The organism is Ruegeria sp. CH10 (genome assembly GCF_056537125.1).
This window is the reverse complement of record NZ_JBQFQY010000001.1, coordinates 164,513-185,081: the sequence shown is the minus strand read 5'-3', so window position 1 is coordinate 185,081 and position 20,569 is coordinate 164,513. Positions and strand designations below refer to the sequence as shown.

Genomic DNA, 20,569 nt, shown 5'->3' with positions numbered 1-20,569 from the left:
ATTCAAATGTATACTGCCTACCGGCAAAAAAAAGGCCGAGCACTAAGCTCGGCCATAGTCCAACAGGGAGGTATGAAGATGATGAGCGTTTCAGCATCACCGCCTTCATGTGCCCATTTAGGGATCACTTTGCGCACGATCAAGATGTTTCAGACTGATCTGTGATCATGCCCGCTATGCTGCAGGCGCATGGCTAAAGTTTTCCCATCTGCTTCAGCTGTTTGCGTTGCGCGACGATCTCATCCTGCACGAAGTCTCTGAAGGCCGCGACGCGTTTGGAATGGCGCAGTTCCTCGGGGTAGGCCAGGTAAACAGGAACATCAGCCGTTTCGATATCTGACAGGATCGGAACCAGATGCGGAAAGTCCTGCGTGACATAGTCCGGCAGGACACCAATGCCCAAATTATGCAGAACGCCCTGCAGAACGCCAAAGTAGTTGTTCACTGTCAGCAAAGAGCCTGGGTTGTAGGTCATCAGATGCCGTACCATTGCCGCGCTTGCCCCGACCTGCGGGGCCGAGGGGGTTTGGCAGATCAATCGATGATCCTTGATCTCATCCAGTGACTGCAGCATGCCACCATGCGTTTCGAGGTATTCCCGGGTCGCGTACAGCGTCATCTGCACGGTCATTAGCCGCTTGCGCACCAGATCGGCCTGGCTGGGTTCTTTCATGCGGATGGCCACGTCGGCTTCGCGCATAGGCAGGTCCAGCACGCGTTCTTCCAGCATCAGGTCGATGTTGAGATCAGGGTATTGCTCATAGAGTTTTGGCAGGCGCGGGGCGAGCCACAGCGTGCCAAATCCAAATGTGGTGGTGACGCGCAGGACGCCGAAAACCTCTTCTTCGCTGTCGCGGATGCGTGCGGCGGCGGCATCCAGACGCTTGGACATGGCCGAGGTTGCATCGAACAGCAGCTCGCCCTGTTCGGTCAGGATAAGCCCGCGCGCATGGCGGTGAAACAAGGTCGAATCAAGCGACTCTTCCAGTGCTCTGATCTGTCTGCTGACTGCGGACTGCGACAGGTTCAGCTTGTCCCCGGCATGGGTCAGGCTGCCCGCATCCGCCACTGCATGAAATATCCTAAGCTTATCCCAATCCATTGCCGCAACTTTCATTATTTTTCGGAACGCCTATATGAAATAGGTGACAACTTCCACAATCAAACACTGAAATCCCTAGGTTTTATGGGATAAACCCTATGCAGGTCAGAATTTATGACCTAATATGGGTGGAAATGTAGCACACTGATCTGACGAGGGGAGGCGTCTGATGAGTCAGCCACAAATATCGCTGAATGACCGGTTCGATCTTGAGAAAAATCCTGTTCTTCTGAACGGCACTCAGGCGCTTGTGCGTCTGATGATGATCCAGAAAGAAAGGGACAGGCTGGCCGGGTTGAACACCGCTGGTCTGGTGACCGGGTACCGAGGCTCTCCGCTAGGGGCTGTGGACCAGCAGATGATGCGGGCGCAAAAGCAGCTGGTCGAAAGCGACGTCACCTTTCAATACGGTTTGAACGAAGATCTTGCCGCCACCGCCTTGTGGGGCAGCCAGCAGGCTGGACTGCGCGGGGATGGCAAGTTCGATGGCGTCTTTGGCTTGTGGTATGGCAAGGGCCCCGGCGTGGACCGGTCTGGCGATGTCATGCGCCACGCCAATATGGCCGGAACGGCAGAACATGGTGGTGTTCTGGTGGCCATGGGGGACGACCACACCGGCGAAAGCTCAACCGTGTTGCACCAGTCCGAATGGTCTTTGGTCGACATGTACATGCCGATTGTCAGCCCGGCAGGTGTGCAGGAGATTCTGGATTACGGCGTTTACGGGTTTGCGCTCAGCCGGTTTGCCGGTGTCTGGGTCGGGCTGAAGACGATGAAGGACACGATTGAGGTTACCTCGGTCGTGGATGGCAGCTTTGACCGGATGAATGTGGTCAACCCCGCCTTTGATATGCCCGAGGGTGGTTTGAACATCCGTCTGGCCGATACCCCGCACCTGCAAGAGGCGCGGATTATTGACTATAAACGTTTTGCTGCCGAAACCTTCTCGCGCGCCAATGGGATGGACCGGCGTGTCTGGGGCAAGCCCGGTGCCAAGATCGGGTTCGTCGCGGCGGGCAAAAACTGGCTGGACCTGACGCACGCCCTGTCTTTGCTGAACATCGATGAACCCGAGGCAGAGCGGCTGGGCATCACCACCTACAAGATCGGGCAGACCTTTCCGCTGGACATGGCCGGGTTCCATAACTGGGCCGAGGGGCTGGACCTGATCGTGATCGTCGAAGAAAAGCGCAAGCTGATCGAGGTGCAGGTCAAAGAGGCTATCTTTGATGACCGTCGGGGCCGCCGTGTCTATGGCTGGTACAAAGGCGGGGCCGGGACGCTGCACCGCGAAGAGTTGTTCCCGACCCGAGGTGCGCTCGATCCGATCATGATAGCCGAGAAACTGGGCCAGATCCTGATCGAAGAGGGCCGCGAAACCGATGGCGTACGCGCCGGGCTTAACAGTCTGGCCGAGGCACGCCGGGCCGACAACGCTGAAGAGATCGCAACCCGCCTTCCGTATTTCTGTTCTGGATGCCCGCATAACAGCTCAACCAAGATACCGGATGGCAGCCGCGCCTATGCCGGGATCGGCTGTCACTACATGGTGCAGTGGATGGACCGGGAAACCACCGGTTTCACTCAGATGGGCGGCGAAGGCGCGAACTGGATCGGTGAGGCGCCGTTTTCAACTACGAAACACGTGTTCCAGAACCTTGGCGACGGGACCTACAATCATTCCGGCGTTCAGGCGATCCGGGCCGCGCTGTCAGCGGGGACGAACATCACCTTCAAAATCCTGTTCAACGATGCGGTCGCCATGACTGGCGGGCAGGGGAATGAGGGCGATCTCACCGCCGAGCGGATCGTGGCCGAGGTCAAGGCCATGGGTGTGCAGCATATCGCCGTGGTTTATGACGAGAAAGAAGACCTGAATTTCAATGCGCTGCCAGCCGGCGTTGATAGCTTTGAGCGCGCTGATCTGATGAAGGTGCAAGAGCGGTTTCGCGAGATTGAGGGGGTCTCGGTCATCGTCTATGTGCAAACCTGTGCGGCTGAGAAACGGCGTCGACGCAAAAAGGGGGCGTTTCCTGATCCCGACAAGCGCGTCTTCATCAACACTGATATATGCGAAGGCTGCGGCGATTGCGGGGTTCAGTCCAACTGCGTGTCAATCGTGCCGAAGGAAACCGAACTGGGCCGCAAGCGGGCCATTGATCAGTCCAGCTGCAACAAGGATTTCTCGTGCCTGAACGGATTTTGCCCGTCTTTCGTAACGCTGGAAGGCGCGAAAATCCGAAAGGAAGCCACCACCGAGATTGATCTGCCGGATCTGCCTGACCCTGTGCTGCCCGAGATCCGCGGCACGCACAACGTGGTCATCACCGGCGTCGGCGGCACCGGGGTTGTGACCCTCGGGGCGATCCTGGCGCAGGCTGCGCAGATCGATGGCAAGGGTGCAGGCATGATGGAGATGGCCGGTTTGGCCCAAAAAGGCGGCGCTGTGTATATCAATTGCCGCCTCGCCAACCGTCCCGAAGACGTCAGCGCCATTCGCGTGGCCACGGGCGAGGCGCATGCGCTGATCGGCGGCGATCTGGTCGTGTCTGCGGGTGCTAAAACGTTGGGTCTGACGCGCGCAGGCCGGACCGGCGCGGTCGTGAACAGCCATGAGACGGTCACCGGCGATTTCACCCGGGACACCGAATTCCGTATACCGGGCGACCGGCTGGAGCTTGCTTTGCAGGCACGCCTGAAAGACGATGTATCCCTGTTTGACGCCACTGATCTGGCGCGCGCGGTGATGGGGGACTCGATCTATTCCAACATGATGATCTTCGGCGCGGCGTGGCAGCGCGGCCTGTTGCCGGTCAGTCATGAGGCGATCCTGGCCGCAATCGAACTGAACGGCACGGCGATTGAACGCAACAAACGCGCCTTTGACATTGGACGTTGGGCTGTTTTGCACCCGCAAGAGGTTGCTGCAATTCTTGAACCGAACACGACGGACCTGCCAAAGACTCTGACACAAAAGATCGACTTTCGCGCGCAACACCTGACGGCGTATCAAAGCGGTCGCCTTGCGAAACGGTATCTCAAAGTGGTCAACGCGTTTGAAGATGACGGCGTACGTGAAGCGGTGGCCAAAGGCTATCATAAGCTGTTGTCTTACAAGGACGAATACGAAGTCGCGCGACTAATGCTGACCAGCCGCGACAGGGCAGCGGTCGAGTTTGACGGGGATTTCAAAATGACCTTTCACCTCGCGCCGCCTATCCTCGGAGGGACCGGTCCGAATGGCCGCCCGAAAAAACGCACTTACGGTGACTGGATGTTAGGGCCGATGAAGGTTTTGGCCCGGCTGAAGGTTCTGCGCGGAACTCCACTGGACATCTTCAGCTACAGCGCCGAGCGTCGGATGGAGCGGGCACTGATCAAACAATATGAGCGTGATCTCAAAGAGATCACTCCGCTTGTTAACGCGGCAACCCGTGATGCGTTCATTGCCTTGGCGCAACTGCCTTTGGACATTCGCGGGTTTGGTCCGGTCCTGCAGGCCAATGAGGCCAAAGCCGCAAAACGGCGCGAGGAATTGCTGGCCACCATTCGCAACGGTGGCCCCGAGATGCGCGCAGCGGCGGAATAAATCGTCACGGTTTTGTCACGATAACTGGTCAAAATTGCTGTCTGCACATATCTTGCAGCCAGCAATGTTGGAGAGTTGAATGCCCTCGCGCCGCCATGTCGCACGTGACATATCCTATGCCTACTCTGCCGAGACCAAGGGCGGGCGTATGCTGATCAAGCTGATGGAGAACACCACCGGCCGGATGCGACTGATCAAACGTGCGGATGGGTATGAAAGAGAGGTCGCTCAGGGCCGTGATTTCTGGTCGGTTATGGTGGAGCGCTATGGCCTGTCATTGGATGTGGTGGGGGGCTCTCTGCAGAATATTCCTCAAACCGGGCCATTGATCCTGATCGCCAATCATCCCTATGGCATTCTCGACGGGATGATGATGGGTCACATCCTGTCTCAGGCCCGCGGCGACTTTCGCATTCTGGCAAATCATGTTTTCCGCAAGGCAGAAGATTTGAATCGCATCATCCTGCCGATCTCGTTTGATGAAACGAAAGAGGCGGTGAAACTGAACCTTGAGACCCGCAAAACCGCGCTGAACTATCTGGGAGAGGGCGGCGCAGTCGGGATTTTTCCGGGGGGCACGGTCAGCACCGGGGTCAAACCGTTCTCGCATCCCATGGACCCGGGCTGGCGCGGCTTTACCGCGCGGATGGTGGCCAAATCGAATGCGACCGTGGTGCCGGTTTTCTTTGACGGCCACACCTCGCGCCTGTTTCAGATCGCCAGTCATTTGCACAGTACGTTGCGCATGGGTTTGTTGATCAAAGAATTCAAGAAACGCGTGGATACCCCCGTTCAGGTGGTGATCGGAGAGCCCATCGGGCGCGACGTTTTGGACCCTCTCTCGACGGATACGCGCAAGATGATGGATTTCTTGCGCAAAGCCACGTATGAGCTGTCTCCGACGCCGTTAGAGTCCTATGACTACGGCTATGAATTTGAGGAACGGCATCGCGCCTAAAGGGGCATATGGCAGTAGGCATCTTTGATTCTGGATTGGGCGGTCTGACCGTTCTGGACGCCGCGCAGAAACGTCTGCCGGACGTGGATTTTCTGTATTTCGCGGACAGCGCGCATGCGCCATATGGCGTGCGCGATGCCGAGAATATCTATGATCTGACACGCCGCGCCGTTTACGACCTGTGGAACCGGGGTTGCGATCTGGTGATTCTGGCCTGCAACACCGCCAGCGCCGCCGCGCTGCGTCGGATGCAGGAAGAGGGCGTGCCCGAGGGTAAACGCGTACTGGGCGTCTTTGTCCCCCTGATCGAAGCTCTGACCGAGCGGCAATGGGGCGACAACAGCCCCCCGCGTGAGGTTGCGGTGAAACATGTGGCCCTGTTTGCGACACCCGCGACAGTTTCCAGCCGCGCGTTCCAGCGTGAGCTGGCGTTCCGTGCGATTGGCGTGGATGTTGAGGCCCAAGCCTGCGGCGGTGTTGTGGATGCCATCGAAGACGGCGATCTGATCCTGGCCGAGGCGCTGGTACGCAGCCACGTGGATGCGCTGAAACGCAAGATGCCCGAACCGCAGGCCGCGATCCTGGGCTGCACGCACTACCCGTTGATGGCGGATGCCTTTCAGGCTGCCTTGGGCGCGGACGTGCAGGTGTTCAGCCAGGGCGCGCTGGTGGCGGAAAGCCTTGCGGATTACCTGCAACGCCATCCGAATATGCAAGGAACCGGGCAGGGCGGTTTTGTGACAACTGGCAAACCCGGCACCGTAAGCGACCGCGCAACACAGTTCCTTCGACGACAAATCACGTTCGAAGCCGCCTGATTTAGGTCAAGGACGGCACTGCGTACTCTCTTCTATTCAAAGACCGTCACATGGCGGTCGTGAAATGTGACACCATCAATCAAGAGGTCTGACATGACCCATAAAATCGCAATCCTGGGTGCTTCGGGCTATACCGGCGCAGAACTGGTGCGGCTGATCGCCGAGCACCCGAACATGGAAATCACCGCTCTGGCCGCCGAGCGTAAGGCCGGGATGTCGATGGCTCAGGTGTTTCCGCATCTGCGCCACATGGACCTGCCGGACCTTTGCAAAATTTCCGAGATCGACTTTTCGCAGATCGATCTGTGCTTTTGCGCGTTGCCGCACAAGACAAGCCAGGAAGTCATTCGGGACCTGCCGAAATCCCTGAAAATTGTCGATCTGTCCGCAGATTTCCGTCTGCGTGAGGCGGATGAATATCAAAAGTGGTACGGCAACGCCCATGTCGCGCTGGAACAGCAGGAAGAGGCTGTCTATGGCCTGACCGAGTTCTACCGCGACGACATTCGCAACGCGCGGTTGGTGGCGGGCACGGGCTGTAATGCGGCCACGGGGCAATATGTGCTGCGGCCTTTGATCTCGGCCGGGGTGATCGATCTGGATGACATCATCCTGGACCTGAAATGCGCTGTGTCCGGTGCGGGCCGGTCGCTTAAGGAAAACCTGCTGCATGCGGAGCTGAGCGAGGGATACAACGCCTACGCTGTGGGTGGCACCCATCGGCATCTGGGTGAGTTCGATCAGGAGTTCTCGGCCCTTGCGGGTCGTCCGGTGCATGTGCAGTTCACGCCTCATCTGATCCCCGCCAACCGGGGCATTCTGGCGACCACTTACGTCAAGGGCGATCCGGCCAGTGTATATGAGGCGCTGGCGAAAACCTATGAAAACGAACCCTTTATCCAGATGCTGCCCTTTGGTGAAACGCCGTCAACCCACCATGTGCGGGGCTCGAACTATTGCCATATTGGGGTGGTTGGCGACCGGATCGAACGTCGCGCCATTGTGATCGGCGCTTTGGATAACCTGACAAAAGGTAGCAGTGGCCAAGCCTTGCAGAACGCCAACCTGATGTTAGGTGAGGATGAAACCCGGGGCCTGATGATGGCCCCTCTATTCCCGTGAGGACGGTATGAAAACGCTCAAGAAACGTCGTCGAGTTCAAGTCATTTTGCTGGCCGTTGTGGCCTTGGTCTTGGCTACGGGGTTGATTGGGTACGCAATGCGTGACGGCATCAACTTTTTCCGTTCGCCCAGCGAAGTGATTGCAGAACCGCCTCTGCCGAACGAGGTGTTCCGCATCGGTGGTCTGGTTGAAGAAGGCTCGATCATCCGCGGACAGGGTGAAACAGTTCATTTCGTGGTGACAGATGGTGGCGAAAGCGTGCCGGTTGCGTTTACGGGTGTTCTGCCGGACCTGTTTTCGGAAAATCAGGGGATGGTCGGCACCGGATCTTACAAAAACGGCGTGTTTGAAGCCACTGAAATCCTTGCGAAACACGATGAGACCTACATGCCGAAAGAGGTTGTAGACGCATTGAAGGAACAAGGGGTTTACAAGGAATCTGGCGACAGCTGATCTTAGCATATTTCGGAGTTTTCGAGCAGGGCGTTGCACAAGCAGCGCCCTATTTCGTTGCCCGTCTTTAACCGGTTTCGCCCAGCGTTTGCCCAACGGCAATCGGAGGGTACGATGCAGACCGTCAGGCAAATTGCGACACAGATAGTGGCCCGGGAAGGTGGGTTCGTAAATGACCCGGACGATCCCGGCGGGCCAACAAAGTTTGGCGTTACAATTCACACTATGCGTGGGTTGGGTATGGATATTTCAGGCGACGGGCAGATCACGTCGCAGGACGTGAAGATGCTGAGCCAATCGCAAGCGGTCGACATCTTCGTCAAACACTATTTTGAACAGCCGAGGCTTGGGAGCCTGCCGGAGGTTCTACATGCGTCTGTATTTGACATGTACGTCAACGCAGGCGGTCAGGCTGTCAAAATCCTTCAACGGCTGTTGCGTGATATGGGTTTTAAGATCGTGGTGGACGGCGTGGTCGGTCCTGAAACCGCGCAAGCCTGCCATGCTGCGGCCGACTCGGGTGCGAAAGCGCTGAGAGACGCCTATGGGATAGCCCGGCGCAATTATTATTTTCGGGTGGCCGACAACAGGCCTGCGTCCCGCAAATACGCGCGGACCCGCGCCGGGGGCAAGGGCGGGTGGATTCGCCGTGCCGAAGAATTTGTCTCACCCGTCTATCACCTGAACGAAGCCGAATTTCAAAAGAGGGTCGCCGCATGGGATTGATTTCAAGCGTTTTGGGCATTCTGTTTGGCAGTGGTCGCAATATCGTAAGCGAAACCGCCGAAGTGTTTCGCGAAAATGCCGAAAACAGCGCGGAACGAGGCCTCGCCTTGCAACATCAGGCGATGGTTCAGATGGGGCAGGAGTTTCAGGCCAATCAGAAAAGCGCGTTTGATCGGTTTATGGATGGCTTGAACCGTTTGCCGCGCCCTGCGATGGCATTGGGGACGCTGGGGCTATTCCTTGCCGCCATGGTCGATCCGCTATGGTTTGCTGCGCGCATGCAGGGGATTGCGCTGGTGCCCGAGCCCTTGTGGTGGTTGCTTGGGGTGATCGTCTCATTCTACTTTGGCGCACGACACCAGACCAAGGTTCAGAACCTCCAGCGAGAGCTTGCTGTCTCAATGGCGCGCACCCCGCAGGTGTTGGACAATCTTCGGGCTTTGGACATCATGCGCAGTGACGGAATCGGAGCGGCTGACACCAAGGGGGACGCCGCCCTGTCCGAACGTGCCGTACAGCCCGAGCACAACCCGGCGCTGGACGATTGGCGGCGCACGCGCGGGGCCTGAACCGCGACACTATGCTCGCCCCGTAGGGGCGAAAGTGATTGGTGCTTGCCCCGGAACCGGAATATGGTCCGGGGCATGATTACAGAACTCGGTCACTTCGCCCTCATCCTCGCTTTTTTGGTTGCAATTGTGCAGTCGGTTGTACCGCTTGTCGGTGCGGCTAAGCGATGGCCTGGATGGATGTCTTTTGCCGAACCGGCGGCGATCTTGCAGTTCCTTCTGGTCGGGTTTTCCTTCTGGGCACTGGTCTGGGCGTTCGTGACGTCTGACTTCTCTCTGCGCGTGGTGGTCGAGAACAGCCATTCGGCCAAGCCGATGCTCTACAAGATCAGCGGTACTTGGGGAAACCACGAAGGCTCCATGCTGCTGTGGGTGCTGATCGTGTCGTTGTTCGGCGCAATGGCCGCGTTTTTCGGCGGGGGACTTCCGCCGACCTTGAAGGCGCGCGTTCTGGCTGTTCAGGCATCGATAGCGGTCGCTTTCTTTGCCTTCATCCTGTTCACGTCCAACCCGTTTGACCGGTTGATCGTGGCCCCGTTTGACGGCCGCGACCTGAACCCGCTGTTGCAGGATCCCGGTTTGGCCTTCCACCCGCCGTTCCTGTATTTGGGCTACGTGGGCCTCAGCATGGCGTTCAGCTTTGCCGTCGCCGCCCTGATCGAGGGCCGCGTGGATGCGGCGTGGGGGCGCTGGGTGCGGCCATGGACGCTGGCCGCCTGGGTATTTCTGACGATCGGGATCGCACTGGGATCGTGGTGGGCCTATTATGAGCTGGGCTGGGGCGGTTTCTGGTTCTGGGACCCGGTTGAGAACGCCTCGTTCATGCCGTGGTTGCTGGCGGCGGCGCTACTCCATTCCGCCATCGTGGTCGAAAAGCGCGAGGCGTTGAAAAGCTGGACCATTCTGCTGGCGATCATTGCCTTTGGGTTCTCGTTGATTGGCACGTTTATCGTGCGGTCGGGCCTTTTGACATCCGTTCATGCCTTTGCCAATGACCCCGAGCGTGGTGTGTTCATCCTGCTTATTCTGGTGTTCTTCATGGGCGGCGCGCTGACCCTGTTTGCCGCGCGCGCGCAGGCGATGGAGGCCAAGGGCGTCTTTGGCATGGTCAGCCGTGAAAGCGGTCTGATACTGAACAACATCCTGCTGGCCGTTAGCTGTTTCGTCGTGTTCGTGGGTACGATGTGGCCGATGGTCGCCGAGATGGCCTTTGACCGGAAACTCTCGGTCGGCGCGCCGTTTTTCAACGCAGCCTTCACTCCGTTCATGGTGGCATTGGGGCTGGTCTTGCCCGTCGGTGCGATGCTGCCGTGGAAGCGCGGTAAGCTGGGTAAAACCGCTTATTCGCTGCGATATGCCTTTGCGCTGGCGGTGGCGTTGGCGCTGCTTGTCTGGGCGATGCAGACGGGGCGTAGCGCGCTGGGACCGGTTGGCCTGTTCCTGGGCGCGTGGGTGACCTTCGGCGCTGCTGTCGATCTTTGGAGCCGCACGGGCCGCAATGGCAGTCTGAAACGTCTGTTCCGTCTGCCCGGTGCAGACTGGGGCAAGGCTGTGGCCCATACCGGATTGGGCGTGACTATATTCGCCATTGCCGGCCTGACCGCGTGGGAGGTCGAAGACATTCGCGTCGCGCAGCCGGGCCAGCCGTTCGAAGTGGGTCAGTTCACCCTGACGCTGGAAGACGTGCGGCGTGTAGAGGGGCCGAACTATTTCTCGACCACCGCTGATGTGCGGGTGGAAAAGAATGGCCGCGACATGGGGACGCTCCATCCTGAAAAACGCGACTATCCGGTCGCGCGGATGCCGACGACCGAGGCGGCGATTGACTACCGGTTCCTTGGTGATCTTTACGTGGTGATCGGGGATCAGCAGGCGGATGGGGGCTGGGTGATGCGCACCTATATCAAACCTCTGGCCAACTGGATCTGGGGTGGCTGTATCCTGATGGCTCTGGGCGGCTTGCTCAGCCTGTCGGATCGGCGGTTCCGTGTGGCGGCAGGTGCGCGCAAGGCCCCTGCGGGCGGAGTACCTGCGGAATGAAACGTCTGATTTTGATCCTGACGCTGATCGCCTCGCCCTTGTTCGCGGTGCAGCCTGACGAGGTGCTGGATGACCCGGTCCTGGAACAACGCGCCCGTGACCTCAGCACCGGCTTGCGCTGTCTGGTCTGCCGCAACGAAAGCATCGACGAAAGCAACGCTGAACTGGCCCGCGATCTGCGCCTGCTGCTGCGGGAGCGGCTGGTGGCGGGCGATACCGATCAGGAGGCGATTGCCTTCATCGTGGATCGCTATGGCGAATATGTACTGCTCAAACCCAAGGTGACGGGATCAAACCTGATGCTTTGGCTGGCAGGACCGATCATGTTGCTGATCGCCGCCGCAGTGGGCTTCAGCTTTATGCGCAAGCGATCGCAGGTTCAGGCCATTGGCGAAAACGATGCGCTGAGCGAGGCCGAGAAAGAGCGTTTGCGCCAAATTCTGGAAGACTGACCCAGGGTTCTGCTTTTCCTCTGCGGTGAATTCCGTCAGGGTTCCCAAAACTCTGGACTGTTTTGGGGAGGGGTAGATGGACTACGAAACGATCCTGTTGGACGTCACTGACAATTTGGCGGTTGTAACCCTGAACCGCCCTGACAAGATGAACGCCATGACGGCGCAGATGCGGGCCGAGGTCACGCACGCGATGAAGCATGCCGCACGCCACGCTCGGGCGATTGTTCTGACCGGGGCGGGCGCTGCGTTCTGTTCGGGTCAGGACCTGGGCGATGCTTCAAGCACCGGTAAGATCGATCTTGAGCGGACCTTGCGCGATGAATACGAGCCGATGCTTGAGACAATCCACGACTGCCCGGTTCCCACTATTGCGGCGGTCAACGGCGCGGCGGCCGGGGCAGGGGCGAACCTTGCGCTATGTGCGGATGTGGTGATCGCGACCGAAAGCGCTTATTTCCTGCAAGCCTTTGCGCGGATCGGTCTGCTGCCCGATGCGGGTGGAACGTGGTTCATGCCGCGCCAGATGGGGTTTGCCAAGGCGATGGGGGCGGCTCTGTTCGCCGACAAGATCAGCGCACGTCAGGCGGATGAATGGGGTTTGATTTGGGAAGCCGTGCCGGATGACGCGTTCGAGGCGCATTGGCGCAAGCGTGCCGCTTATCTGGCCAATGGCCCCACTGCCGGGTTCGGTGCGATCAAAAAGGCCATCCGCGGCACTTACGAAAAGACACTGACGCAACAACTGACGGTCGAGGCGCATCTGCAAGGCGATTGCGGCCGGACCCGCGATTTTGCCGAAGGTGTGGTGGCCTTCATGGAAAAACGCCCCCCGAAATTCGAGGGGCGCTAAGGATCAGGCGCGGCGGCGGCGGCGTGTCCGGCGCTCGGGCATGGCGTCTTCTTCGGTACCGTCTGAGGTAGACGAAAACGGCCCCAGCGCGTTGGTGATCTGATCCAGCGTCGGGCGTGACCCGCGCGGGCGCGTATCCAGTGCCTCGCGCATTTTGCGCAGGTGGGCTGGCATGGTGCCACAGCAACCGCCGATGATAGTGGCCCCGGCATCACGGGCCATGGCGGCATAATCGCCCATCAGCTCGGGCGTGCCGTCATAGTGGATGTGGCCGTCAACATATTTCGGAATACCCGCATTGCCTTTGGAGATCACGGGACGTTCGGTCCCTTGCGCGGCAAAGCCCAGCACAGTGCGCAGGATGTCGGACGCGCCGGTTCCGCAATTTGCACCAAAGGCCACCGGCGGGTTCGGCAGGGTTTCGACCAGCTGCGCCAGATCGGCAGATGTCACACCCATCATGGTGCGTCCGGCGGTGTCAAAGCTCATGGTGCCACACCAGGGCATATCGGCCAGGGCAAAAGCCTCAGCCGCGGCGCGGAATTCTTCGGGCGCGCTGATGGTTTCCAGCCACAGCACATCCGCGCCACCGGCTTTCAGCGCATCTGCCTGTTCATGGAACATCTCAACCGCCTCAGCATGCGACAGGCTGCCTACAGGCTCCATGATCTCACCGGTAGGGCCGACCGAGCCTGCAACGATAACGGTGCGCCCGGCCTTGTCGGCCACTTCACGGCCCAACTCTGCGCCGATCCGGTTCAGCTCGGCCACGCGGCTCTGGGCGTCGTGCAGTTTTAGGCGCGCCGAAGTGCCGCCGAAGGTGTTGGTCAGAAACAGATCGCTGCCTGCATCCACCGAACCCTGGTACAGCGCACGGATCTTGTCGGCTTCGTCGACATTCCACAATTCAGGCGTATCACCCGATTGCAGACCCATATTGAACAGGTTAGTGCCCGTTGCACCATCGGCCAGAATGGCATCGGTGGTTTCAAGAAGCTGGCTCAGTGCATTTGTCATTGGGGTATTCCGGAAAAAGGCGCAATTGGCCCGATAAAATCAGAGACGCCCCATGTCTCATGACAGGGGCGTCAAATCAAATTCATAAAACTCATGAAGATCATGAGGCAGGCGTGAAAGCCTTATTCCGTCTCGCTGAGAACCTGCGCTTTGGCCTCGGGCAGCAGCTCGGCCATCTTGGCGCGGATTTCGTCGTCAGAGGACAACGCGCCCAGATCACCTGCGACCTTGCGCACGACATCCTCGTGCCCGACCTCTTCCATGTCGGCGATCACAACGGTTTTGGCATAGTCATCGGCCTCAGAGCCGGATTTTCCCAGCTTTTCTGCCGCCCAAAGGCCCAGCAGTTTGTTGCAGCGGGCCTGAGCTTTGAACTGCATTTCCTCATCATGCGCAAACTTGGCTTCAAAGGCGTTTTCGCGTTCGTCAAACGTGGTCATTGGTTGGGGACCTCTTGGATTACATCTTCTTGTTTGAAGATATGACTATTGCAGCGCCCGTGCGCAAGGGATTTGCCCTGCGTCAAACCCCCTCGGGTCAAGTAAACTTGCGGGACCGGGGGGCTTGCACTATGAGAACGCCAACGTGAGGGGACTCATTCCCTCTGATCAGAGTGGAAAGGTCGCTTATGGCGCGTCGCAAGAAAATCTACGAAGGTAAGGCCAAGATCCTGTATGAAGGCACCGAACCGGGCACCATCGTGCAGTATTTCAAGGATGATGCCACCGCGTTCAACGCCGAGAAAAAGGATGTGATCGACGGCAAGGGCGTGCTGAACAACCGCCTGAGCGAGTTCTTCATGAACGGTCTGGCCCAGATCGGCGTGCCGACCCACTTTATCCGCCGTCTGAACATGCGTGAACAACTGGTGCGCAGCTGCGAAATCGTGCCGCTGGAAGTCATCGTGCGCAATTATGCTGCCGGGTCGATGTCCAAACGTCTGGGCATCGCCGAAGGCACGCAATTGCCGCGCCCGATCGTCGAATACTGCTATAAAGACGACGCCCTGGGCGATCCGCTGGTCACCGAGGAACATATCGCCGCCTTTGGCTGGGCCAGCCAGCAGGACATGGAAGACATCCTGAGCCTCGCACTGCGCGTGAACGATTTCATGAGCGGCGTGATGCTGGCCGTGGGTATCCGTTTGGTGGATTTCAAAATCGAAATCGGTCGCGTCTATGACGGCGACTTCCAACGCCTGATCATCGCCGATGAGATCAGCCCCGACAGCTGCCGCCTGTGGGACATTGAGACCGGTCAGAAGCTGGACAAAGACGTGTTCCGTCGCGATCTGGGCAGCCTGACCGACGCTTATTCCGAGGTCGCGCGCCGTCTGGGCGTTCTGCCGCAAAGCAATGTGGCAAAGCCTACGCTGATCAACTGACCGTTTGCTCGGTTTAAGAAAGCATCGAAAAGCGCCGTATATCCAACGGCGCTTTTTTCGTTCCGGCAGGTCCGCGCGTTCATTGCAAAAGCACTTCGACGCGCTACAACGGTGTTGATCCATCAACCTGCGTCAAACTGTGTGCGGACAAGGGTTGTCGAACGCCGTTTCCCACGCTATCCCCGCGCAACGGAACGGGCCGGGAACCGCGGCCCTCAGCTGGAGTTGCAGGAATGAAAGCACGGGTGCATGTGATGCTGAAGAACGGGGTCCTTGACCCTCAGGGTGAGGCTGTGCGGCACGCCTTGGGCGCCATGGGCTTTGATCAGGTCGAAGGCGTGCGTCAGGGCAAGGTGATCGACCTTGAGCTGGCCGAAGGCGCGACCGAGGCCGACATCACCGAGATGTGCGAAAAGCTGTTGGCCAACACCGTCATCGAACGTTACGAGATCGAACTGGTCTGAACGGATGCGGGCAGCGCGTCTGATCACCTATCGTCAGCCGCTTGAGCTGACGACCATTCCCGACCCTGAACCGGCCGAGGACGGCGTTGTCGTCCGCGTGCTGGCTTGTGGCGTTTGCCGGTCGGATTGGCATGCGTGGTCAGGCTCGGACCCGGACGTGGTTCTGCCGATGACCCCCGGACACGAATATTGCGGCGAGGTTGTCGCTGTGGGCGCGCGGGTCAATCGGTGGAAGGTGGGGGACCGGGTGATTGCGCCCTTTATTCTGGCCTGTGGCCACTGCCCGGATTGCGCGCAGGGGCATCAGACTATCTGCGCCGATCAGGTGGTGCCCGGTTTCACCTGTGACGGGGCGTTTGCCGAATACATCGCCGTTGCCCATGCCGATGCCAACCTGACCGCTTTGCCCGATACGCTCGCCCCGGACATCGCGGCGGCGCTGGGATGCCGCGTCACGACCGCCTGGCAGGCTCTGGTCGGGCGCGCGCAGATACAGGGTGGCGAGTGGCTGGCGGTTTTTGGCGGCGGTGGCGTCGGGATTTCCACGTTGCTGCTGGGCAAGGCGCTGGGGGCCCGCGTTGTCGTCGTGGATATTGCCGACGATAAGCTGGACTATGCCAAAGGTCTGGGCGCGGACGCGGTTGTCAACGCAGCGACTTGCGACGCGCCGCAAGCGGTCAAAGACCTCACCGGTGGCGGGGCTCATGTCGCGATTGAAGCGCTAGGGATCGAGACAACGACCGTGGCCGCCATGAAATCCCTGCGCAAGCTGGGTCGAATGGTGCAGATCGGTATGCCTGCGGGCGATCATGCGGTCATGTCGCTGCCAATGGATGCGCTTTATTCCGGCCAACTGTCTGTCTTCGGTACGCGTGGCATGCCCAGTTGGCGCTATCCGTCGCTGTTGTCATTGCTGTCTGGGGGCTCTGTCGACCTCAGCCCGCTGGTGACGCGAAACATAACTCTTAGTCAGGTAAGCGATGAGCTTGCCGCCTTTGATCACCCGACGCCTCCGGGCGTGGCGGTGGTCACCGATTTTGTCCTGTAGGAGGGTCCGCATATGCGCGCAGCCGTCATCGTTTTCCCCGGGTCCAACTGTGACCGGGACCTTGCAGTGGCCTTTGAACAGGCCGGGTTTCAGGTCGACATGGTCTGGCACAAGGACGCCGCCTTGCCCCAGGGTGTGGATATTGTCGGTGTACCCGGCGGATTTTCCTATGGCGATTACCTGCGATGCGGGGCCATTGCCGCGCAATCTCCGATCTGCAAAGCGGTGGTCGAACATACCGAGCGTGGCGGCTATGCCGTTGGGGTCTGCAACGGGTTCCAGATCCTGACTGAAACGGGCATTCTGCCCGGTGCGCTGCTGCGGAATGCGGGGCTGAAATACATCTGCAAGACTGTCGGTCTAAAGGTCGAAACCAGCGACAGCGCCTTTACCCAGGGCTACAACGCGGGCGATGTGATCGGTATTCCGATTGCACACCATGATGGAAACTATTTCGCGAATGAGGCAACATTGTCCGCGCTTCGTGATCAGGACCGGGTGGCATTCACCTATACCGAGAATCCGAATGGCTCGGTTGGGGACATTGCCGGCATCCTGTCGGAAAACCGCAGGGTTCTAGGGATGATGCCGCACCCGGAACGCGCGGCGGACGAAGGGCATGGTGGCACCGACGGGACGGCATTGTTCCGCGCATTGTCAGGCGTTCTTGCCCCGGCGTGACTTGAGCTTGATCTGAACCCCGCGTAGTTTCGCTGCATGAGTTCTGATGTTCGCTCTGGCTGGTCCATTCTGACAAAACCGTTTCGTGGTGCGCCGCTTGGCTGGCGCCTGCGAATTGCCGTTTTCGTTTTGCTGGTGGCGGCCTTTGCCACGATCTGGATCACGAACAGCCTGCTGACCGACAGGTTCACCGAATCCACCCGGAACAGGGCCGAGGTTCGGCTGGCCCTTTATTCGGGCAACCTGCTGAGCGAGCTGCGCCGGAACGCGATTGTTCCACAGCTCTTGTCCCGTGACCCGACGCTAATCTCGGCCTTGCAGTCGAGCGATTATTCCCTGTCCAGTCAGCGCCTGATTTCGTTCGTGGAAGAGATCGGCGCGGCCTCGCTTGTGCTATTGGATCGCGATGGTCTGACCCGGGCGGCGACGGACAGAAACCGACTGGGCGAGGCGCACAGAAACTCACCTTATTTCATTGATGCAGTGCGGTCGAATGCCACGATTTTCTCGGTGATCCCCAAGGAATCCGGCGGCTATAGCTTTATCTATTCCCGTCGTATCGACGCGAACGGAGAGATGCTGGGCGTGATCCTGGTTGAGGTCGACCTGCATAAATTCGAGCTGACCTGGGCCGGGATTTCAGATGCGGTGATGGTCACGGACAGCACCGGTACAATCATCCTGTCGACCGAGCCACAATGGCGCGGTGTGGATGAGGCCGAAGCGATGCTGCGCCAGCCGCCCGAAAGCGCCATTCAACGCGCCATCCGGGCCACGACCGATTGGAACGCGCTGCCACCTGACGCCTATTTGCAGGGCGAGGCGGTGATGCGGATGGAAACGCGCATCCCGTTCCGGGGTTGGCAGATGACCTCGTTCACCACCTACGCGTCGATCCGGGAAAAGGTGAACAGCGTTCTGGCGCTTGAGATTATGGGCTTTGCGATTCTGTTGGCGCTGGCCTTCTATGCGCTTAGCCGTCGGGCCACGTTCCGCATGGCCCTGTTCCAGCGCGAGTCGGCAGAGCTTCGCGCATTGAACGCAAGGCTACAGCGGGAAATTGCTGAACGTGAACGGGTCGAAAAGACGCTGGAAGTGGCCGAACAGACGCTGGCGCAAAGTTCAAAACTGGCGGCGTTGGGCGAGATGTCGGCCGCCGTCAGTCACGAGTTGAATCAACCACTGGCTGCAATGAAAACCTATCTGGCGGGGGCGCGCCTTTTGCTGCGCCGAAACCGGCCCGAAGAGGCGCTGGCCAGCTTTGGCCGCATCGACGGTCTGATTGAACGGATGGGGGCGATCACCCGGCAGCTCAAGTCTTATGCGCGCAAGGGCGCGGACGCGTTTTCCCCTGTAAATCTTGGCGACGCGCTGGCCTCATCCCTGTCGATGATGGAGCCGCAACTGCGCCAGCGGCATGTGAAAATCACCCAGATTCTGCCCGAGGAACCGGTGATCGCGATGGGCGACCGGATGCGGATCGAACAGGTGATGGTCAACCTCTTGCGCAATGCCCTGGACGCCACCAAATCTATATCAGAGCCGGATGTGGAGATCATTCTGGCAGCGGGCGATACGGCGGTGCTGACGGTGCGCGACAACGGGCATGGAATCGAAGATATCGAGAACCTGTTCGAGCCGTTCTACACCACCAAGCAGCCGGGCGATGGCGTCGGGTTGGGGCTTGCTATCTCATCCGGTATCGTAAACGACCACGGGGGTCGGCTGACGGCGCGCAACGGCCAACATGGGGGCGCGGTGTTCGAGATGCAGCTGCCGATACTGGGAAGCGACGGCCTTGAGGCCGCTGAGTAACAAAGGAAAGACTATGGCACAGGCCATGAAAATCGCCATTGTGGATGACGAACAGGACATGCGCCAGTCGATCAGCCAATGGCTTGCCTTGTCGGGATATGACACCGAGACGTTCTCAAGCGCCGAGGACGCGCTGAAAGTGCTGGGGCCGGATTATCCGGGGATTGTGATCTCGGACATCAAGATGCCAGGCATGGATGGTATTCAGTTGCTGAAGAAACTGATGGGCGCGGACAGCACCTTGCCTGTGATCATGATCACCGGGCATGGCGATGTGCCCATGGCGGTTGAGGCGATGCGCGTGGGCGCGTTCGACTTTCTGGAAAAGCCTTTCAACCCGGATCGCATGTCGGAACTGGCCAAACGCGCCAGCAATGCGCGCCGTCTGACTCTCGACAACCGGGCTCTGCGGCGCGAGCTGTCCGGTGGCACGCAGATCATGAACAAACTGATCGGCGCGAGCCCTGTGATGGAGCGTCTGCGTGAGGATATTCTGGACCTCGGGCAGGCGGACGGCCATGTTCTGATCGACGGTGAGACCGGCACTGGCAAAACGCTGGTGGCGCATGCACTGCATGCGGTGGGCAGCCGAGCAGGCAAGAAATTCGTTCTGGTTTCCTGCGCGGCACTGGAAGAGGACGCGTTATCGAAACGTCTGTTTGGCCCGATGTTGCCCGAGGATACGCAACTGCCCGCTATCGAAGAAGCGCGCGGCGGGACGCTGGTTCTGGAAGATGTCGAAGCGCTGAGCGATACGTTGCAGGCGCGGCTGCTGAGCGTGATGAACGATCAGGGCACCCCGGCTGAAACGCGGATCGTGGCAATCTCGAACCTGCAAGAGGCGGGGAAGACCAGCGAAGACGTGCTGCGCCCGGACCTGTTCTATCGTCTGGCGGCTTTGCGGATCACCATGCCGCCGCTGCGGCAGCGTGGCGAGGATATTCTGACGCTGTTCACCCGCCTGAGCGAGCAATTTGCCGAGGAATATGGCTGTGATGCACCTCAGGTCAGCGCGCAGGAAGCAGCGCAATTGCTACAGGCTCCGTGGCCGGGCAATGTACGCCAGTTGATCAATATTGCTGAGCGTGCCGTGCTGCAATCGCGCCGAGGCTCGGGCACGATTGCGTCGCTGTTGATGTCGGATCACGAAGAGATGCAGCCCGTGATGACGACCGAAGGCAAGCCCTTGAAGGAGTACGTCGAAGCGTTCGAGCGGATGCTGATCGACAATACGATGCGCCGCCACAAGGGCTCGATTGCGTCGGTGATGGATGAGCTGTGCCTGCCACGGCGGACGCTGAATGAGAAAATGGCGAAATACAGCCTGCAGCGTTCGGATTACCTGTAACCGGCAGAGAGGGGGCCGGCCCCCTCTCTTGGCCCGTAGGGCCAATTCACTCCCTCGAGATATTTATGGCCAGATGAAGTGATCCCTGCGTCCTTGAGGCCAGGGAATGCAGTTTGCCCATTGTCTTTT

The 20,569-nt window shown here is 59.2% G+C and carries 19 protein-coding genes; 16 read left to right on the top strand and 3 right to left on the bottom strand.

Features of this window, described 5'->3' with window-relative positions:
- Nucleotides 1-193 precede the first annotated feature (193 nt).
- On the bottom strand, nt 194-1,102 hold the full coding sequence (locus tag ACRZ94_RS00950; RefSeq protein WP_480651448.1) for a LysR family transcriptional regulator: 909 nt from the start codon (nt 1,100-1,102) through the stop codon (nt 194-196).
- 169 nt (nt 1,103-1,271) lie between these two features.
- Between ACRZ94_RS00950 and ACRZ94_RS00945 the strand changes: the two genes are divergently transcribed.
- From ACRZ94_RS00945 to ACRZ94_RS00900, 10 genes are all read left to right on the top strand, one after another.
- Nucleotides 1,272-4,691 carry an indolepyruvate ferredoxin oxidoreductase family protein gene (locus ACRZ94_RS00945; RefSeq protein WP_480796471.1) on the top strand — a complete coding sequence of 1,140 codons (3,420 nt, stop codon included), beginning with the start codon at nt 1,272-1,274 and terminating at the stop codon, nt 4,689-4,691.
- A gap of 79 nt (nt 4,692-4,770) precedes the next feature.
- The gene (locus ACRZ94_RS00940; protein ID WP_480651081.1) at nt 4,771-5,649 is read left to right on the top strand and encodes a lysophospholipid acyltransferase family protein; all 879 of its coding nucleotides are present in this window, start codon (nt 4,771-4,773) and stop codon (nt 5,647-5,649) included.
- 8 nt (nt 5,650-5,657) lie between these two features.
- Nucleotides 5,658-6,467 carry a glutamate racemase gene (locus tag ACRZ94_RS00935; RefSeq protein ID WP_480651083.1) on the top strand — a complete coding sequence of 270 codons (810 nt, stop codon included), beginning with the start codon at nt 5,658-5,660 and terminating at the stop codon, nt 6,465-6,467.
- Between the two features lie 93 nt (nt 6,468-6,560).
- Nucleotides 6,561-7,589, top strand: a complete 1,029-nt coding sequence (gene argC, locus ACRZ94_RS00930) for an N-acetyl-gamma-glutamyl-phosphate reductase (protein WP_480796470.1) — start codon at nt 6,561-6,563, stop codon at nt 7,587-7,589.
- A gap of 7 nt (nt 7,590-7,596) precedes the next feature.
- Nucleotides 7,597-8,043, top strand: a complete 447-nt coding sequence (gene ccmE / locus ACRZ94_RS00925; protein ID WP_480796469.1) for a cytochrome c maturation protein CcmE — start codon at nt 7,597-7,599, stop codon at nt 8,041-8,043.
- A 114-nt stretch (nt 8,044-8,157) separates the two neighbouring features.
- Nucleotides 8,158-8,769, top strand: coding sequence for a holin-associated N-acetylmuramidase (locus tag ACRZ94_RS00920; RefSeq protein ID WP_480796468.1), 612 nt, complete (start codon nt 8,158-8,160; stop codon nt 8,767-8,769).
- Complete coding sequence (locus ACRZ94_RS00915) at nt 8,760-9,338, top strand: holin family protein (RefSeq protein WP_480796467.1); 579 nt, start codon at nt 8,760-8,762, stop codon at nt 9,336-9,338. Before ACRZ94_RS00920 ends, ACRZ94_RS00915 begins: the two co-directional genes overlap by 10 nt.
- A gap of 75 nt (nt 9,339-9,413) precedes the next feature.
- Nucleotides 9,414-11,378: a heme lyase CcmF/NrfE family subunit gene (locus tag ACRZ94_RS00910; protein ID WP_480651092.1), complete on the top strand. Its 1,965-nt coding sequence runs from the start codon at nt 9,414-9,416 to the stop codon at nt 11,376-11,378.
- A complete protein-coding gene (locus ACRZ94_RS00905; RefSeq protein WP_480651094.1) occupies nt 11,375-11,830 on the top strand; it encodes a cytochrome c-type biogenesis protein in 456 nt (151 codons plus the stop codon). Before ACRZ94_RS00910 ends, ACRZ94_RS00905 begins: the two co-directional genes overlap by 4 nt.
- A 76-nt stretch (nt 11,831-11,906) precedes the next feature.
- Nucleotides 11,907-12,683 carry an enoyl-CoA hydratase-related protein gene (locus ACRZ94_RS00900; protein WP_480651096.1) on the top strand — a complete coding sequence of 259 codons (777 nt, stop codon included), beginning with the start codon at nt 11,907-11,909 and terminating at the stop codon, nt 12,681-12,683.
- Nucleotides 12,684-12,686: 3 nt separating this feature from the next.
- On the opposite strand, the gene bmt is transcribed toward ACRZ94_RS00900, so the two are convergent.
- Together bmt and ACRZ94_RS00890 are read right to left on the bottom strand one after the other, a co-directional pair.
- Nucleotides 12,687-13,700, bottom strand: a complete 1,014-nt coding sequence (gene bmt / locus ACRZ94_RS00895; RefSeq protein WP_480796466.1) for a betaine--homocysteine S-methyltransferase — start codon at nt 13,698-13,700, stop codon at nt 12,687-12,689.
- Between the two features lie 122 nt (nt 13,701-13,822).
- Nucleotides 13,823-14,140, bottom strand: a complete 318-nt coding sequence (locus ACRZ94_RS00890; protein WP_480651100.1) for a DUF1476 domain-containing protein — start codon at nt 14,138-14,140, stop codon at nt 13,823-13,825.
- Nucleotides 14,141-14,328: 188 nt separating this feature from the next.
- On the opposite strand from ACRZ94_RS00890, the gene purC reads away from it, so the two are divergent.
- The 6 genes from purC to ACRZ94_RS00860 all read left to right on the top strand — a co-directional run bounded on the left by purC (nt 14,329) and on the right by ACRZ94_RS00860 (nt 20,440).
- Complete coding sequence (gene purC / locus ACRZ94_RS00885) at nt 14,329-15,084, top strand: phosphoribosylaminoimidazolesuccinocarboxamide synthase (RefSeq protein ID WP_480651102.1); 756 nt, start codon at nt 14,329-14,331, stop codon at nt 15,082-15,084.
- 233 nt (nt 15,085-15,317) lie between these two features.
- Nucleotides 15,318-15,548 (top strand): phosphoribosylformylglycinamidine synthase subunit PurS, encoded by a 231-nt coding sequence (gene purS, locus ACRZ94_RS00880; protein ID WP_109311572.1) that lies wholly within the window; start codon nt 15,318-15,320, stop codon nt 15,546-15,548.
- Nucleotides 15,549-15,552: 4 nt separating this feature from the next.
- A complete protein-coding gene (locus ACRZ94_RS00875; RefSeq protein WP_480651104.1) occupies nt 15,553-16,596 on the top strand; it encodes a zinc-dependent alcohol dehydrogenase family protein in 1,044 nt (347 codons plus the stop codon).
- A 12-nt stretch (nt 16,597-16,608) separates the two neighbouring features.
- Entirely contained in the window at nt 16,609-17,277 is a 669-nt protein-coding gene (gene purQ, locus ACRZ94_RS00870) for a phosphoribosylformylglycinamidine synthase subunit PurQ (protein ID WP_480651106.1), read from the top strand.
- A 36-nt stretch (nt 17,278-17,313) separates the two neighbouring features.
- On the top strand, nt 17,314-19,092 hold the full coding sequence (locus ACRZ94_RS00865) for a sensor histidine kinase (protein WP_480651108.1): 1,779 nt from the start codon (nt 17,314-17,316) through the stop codon (nt 19,090-19,092).
- Nucleotides 19,093-19,105: 13 nt separating this feature from the next.
- Nucleotides 19,106-20,440: a sigma-54-dependent transcriptional regulator gene (locus ACRZ94_RS00860; RefSeq protein ID WP_480651110.1), complete on the top strand. Its 1,335-nt coding sequence runs from the start codon at nt 19,106-19,108 to the stop codon at nt 20,438-20,440.
- Nucleotides 20,441-20,569 lie beyond the last annotated feature (129 nt).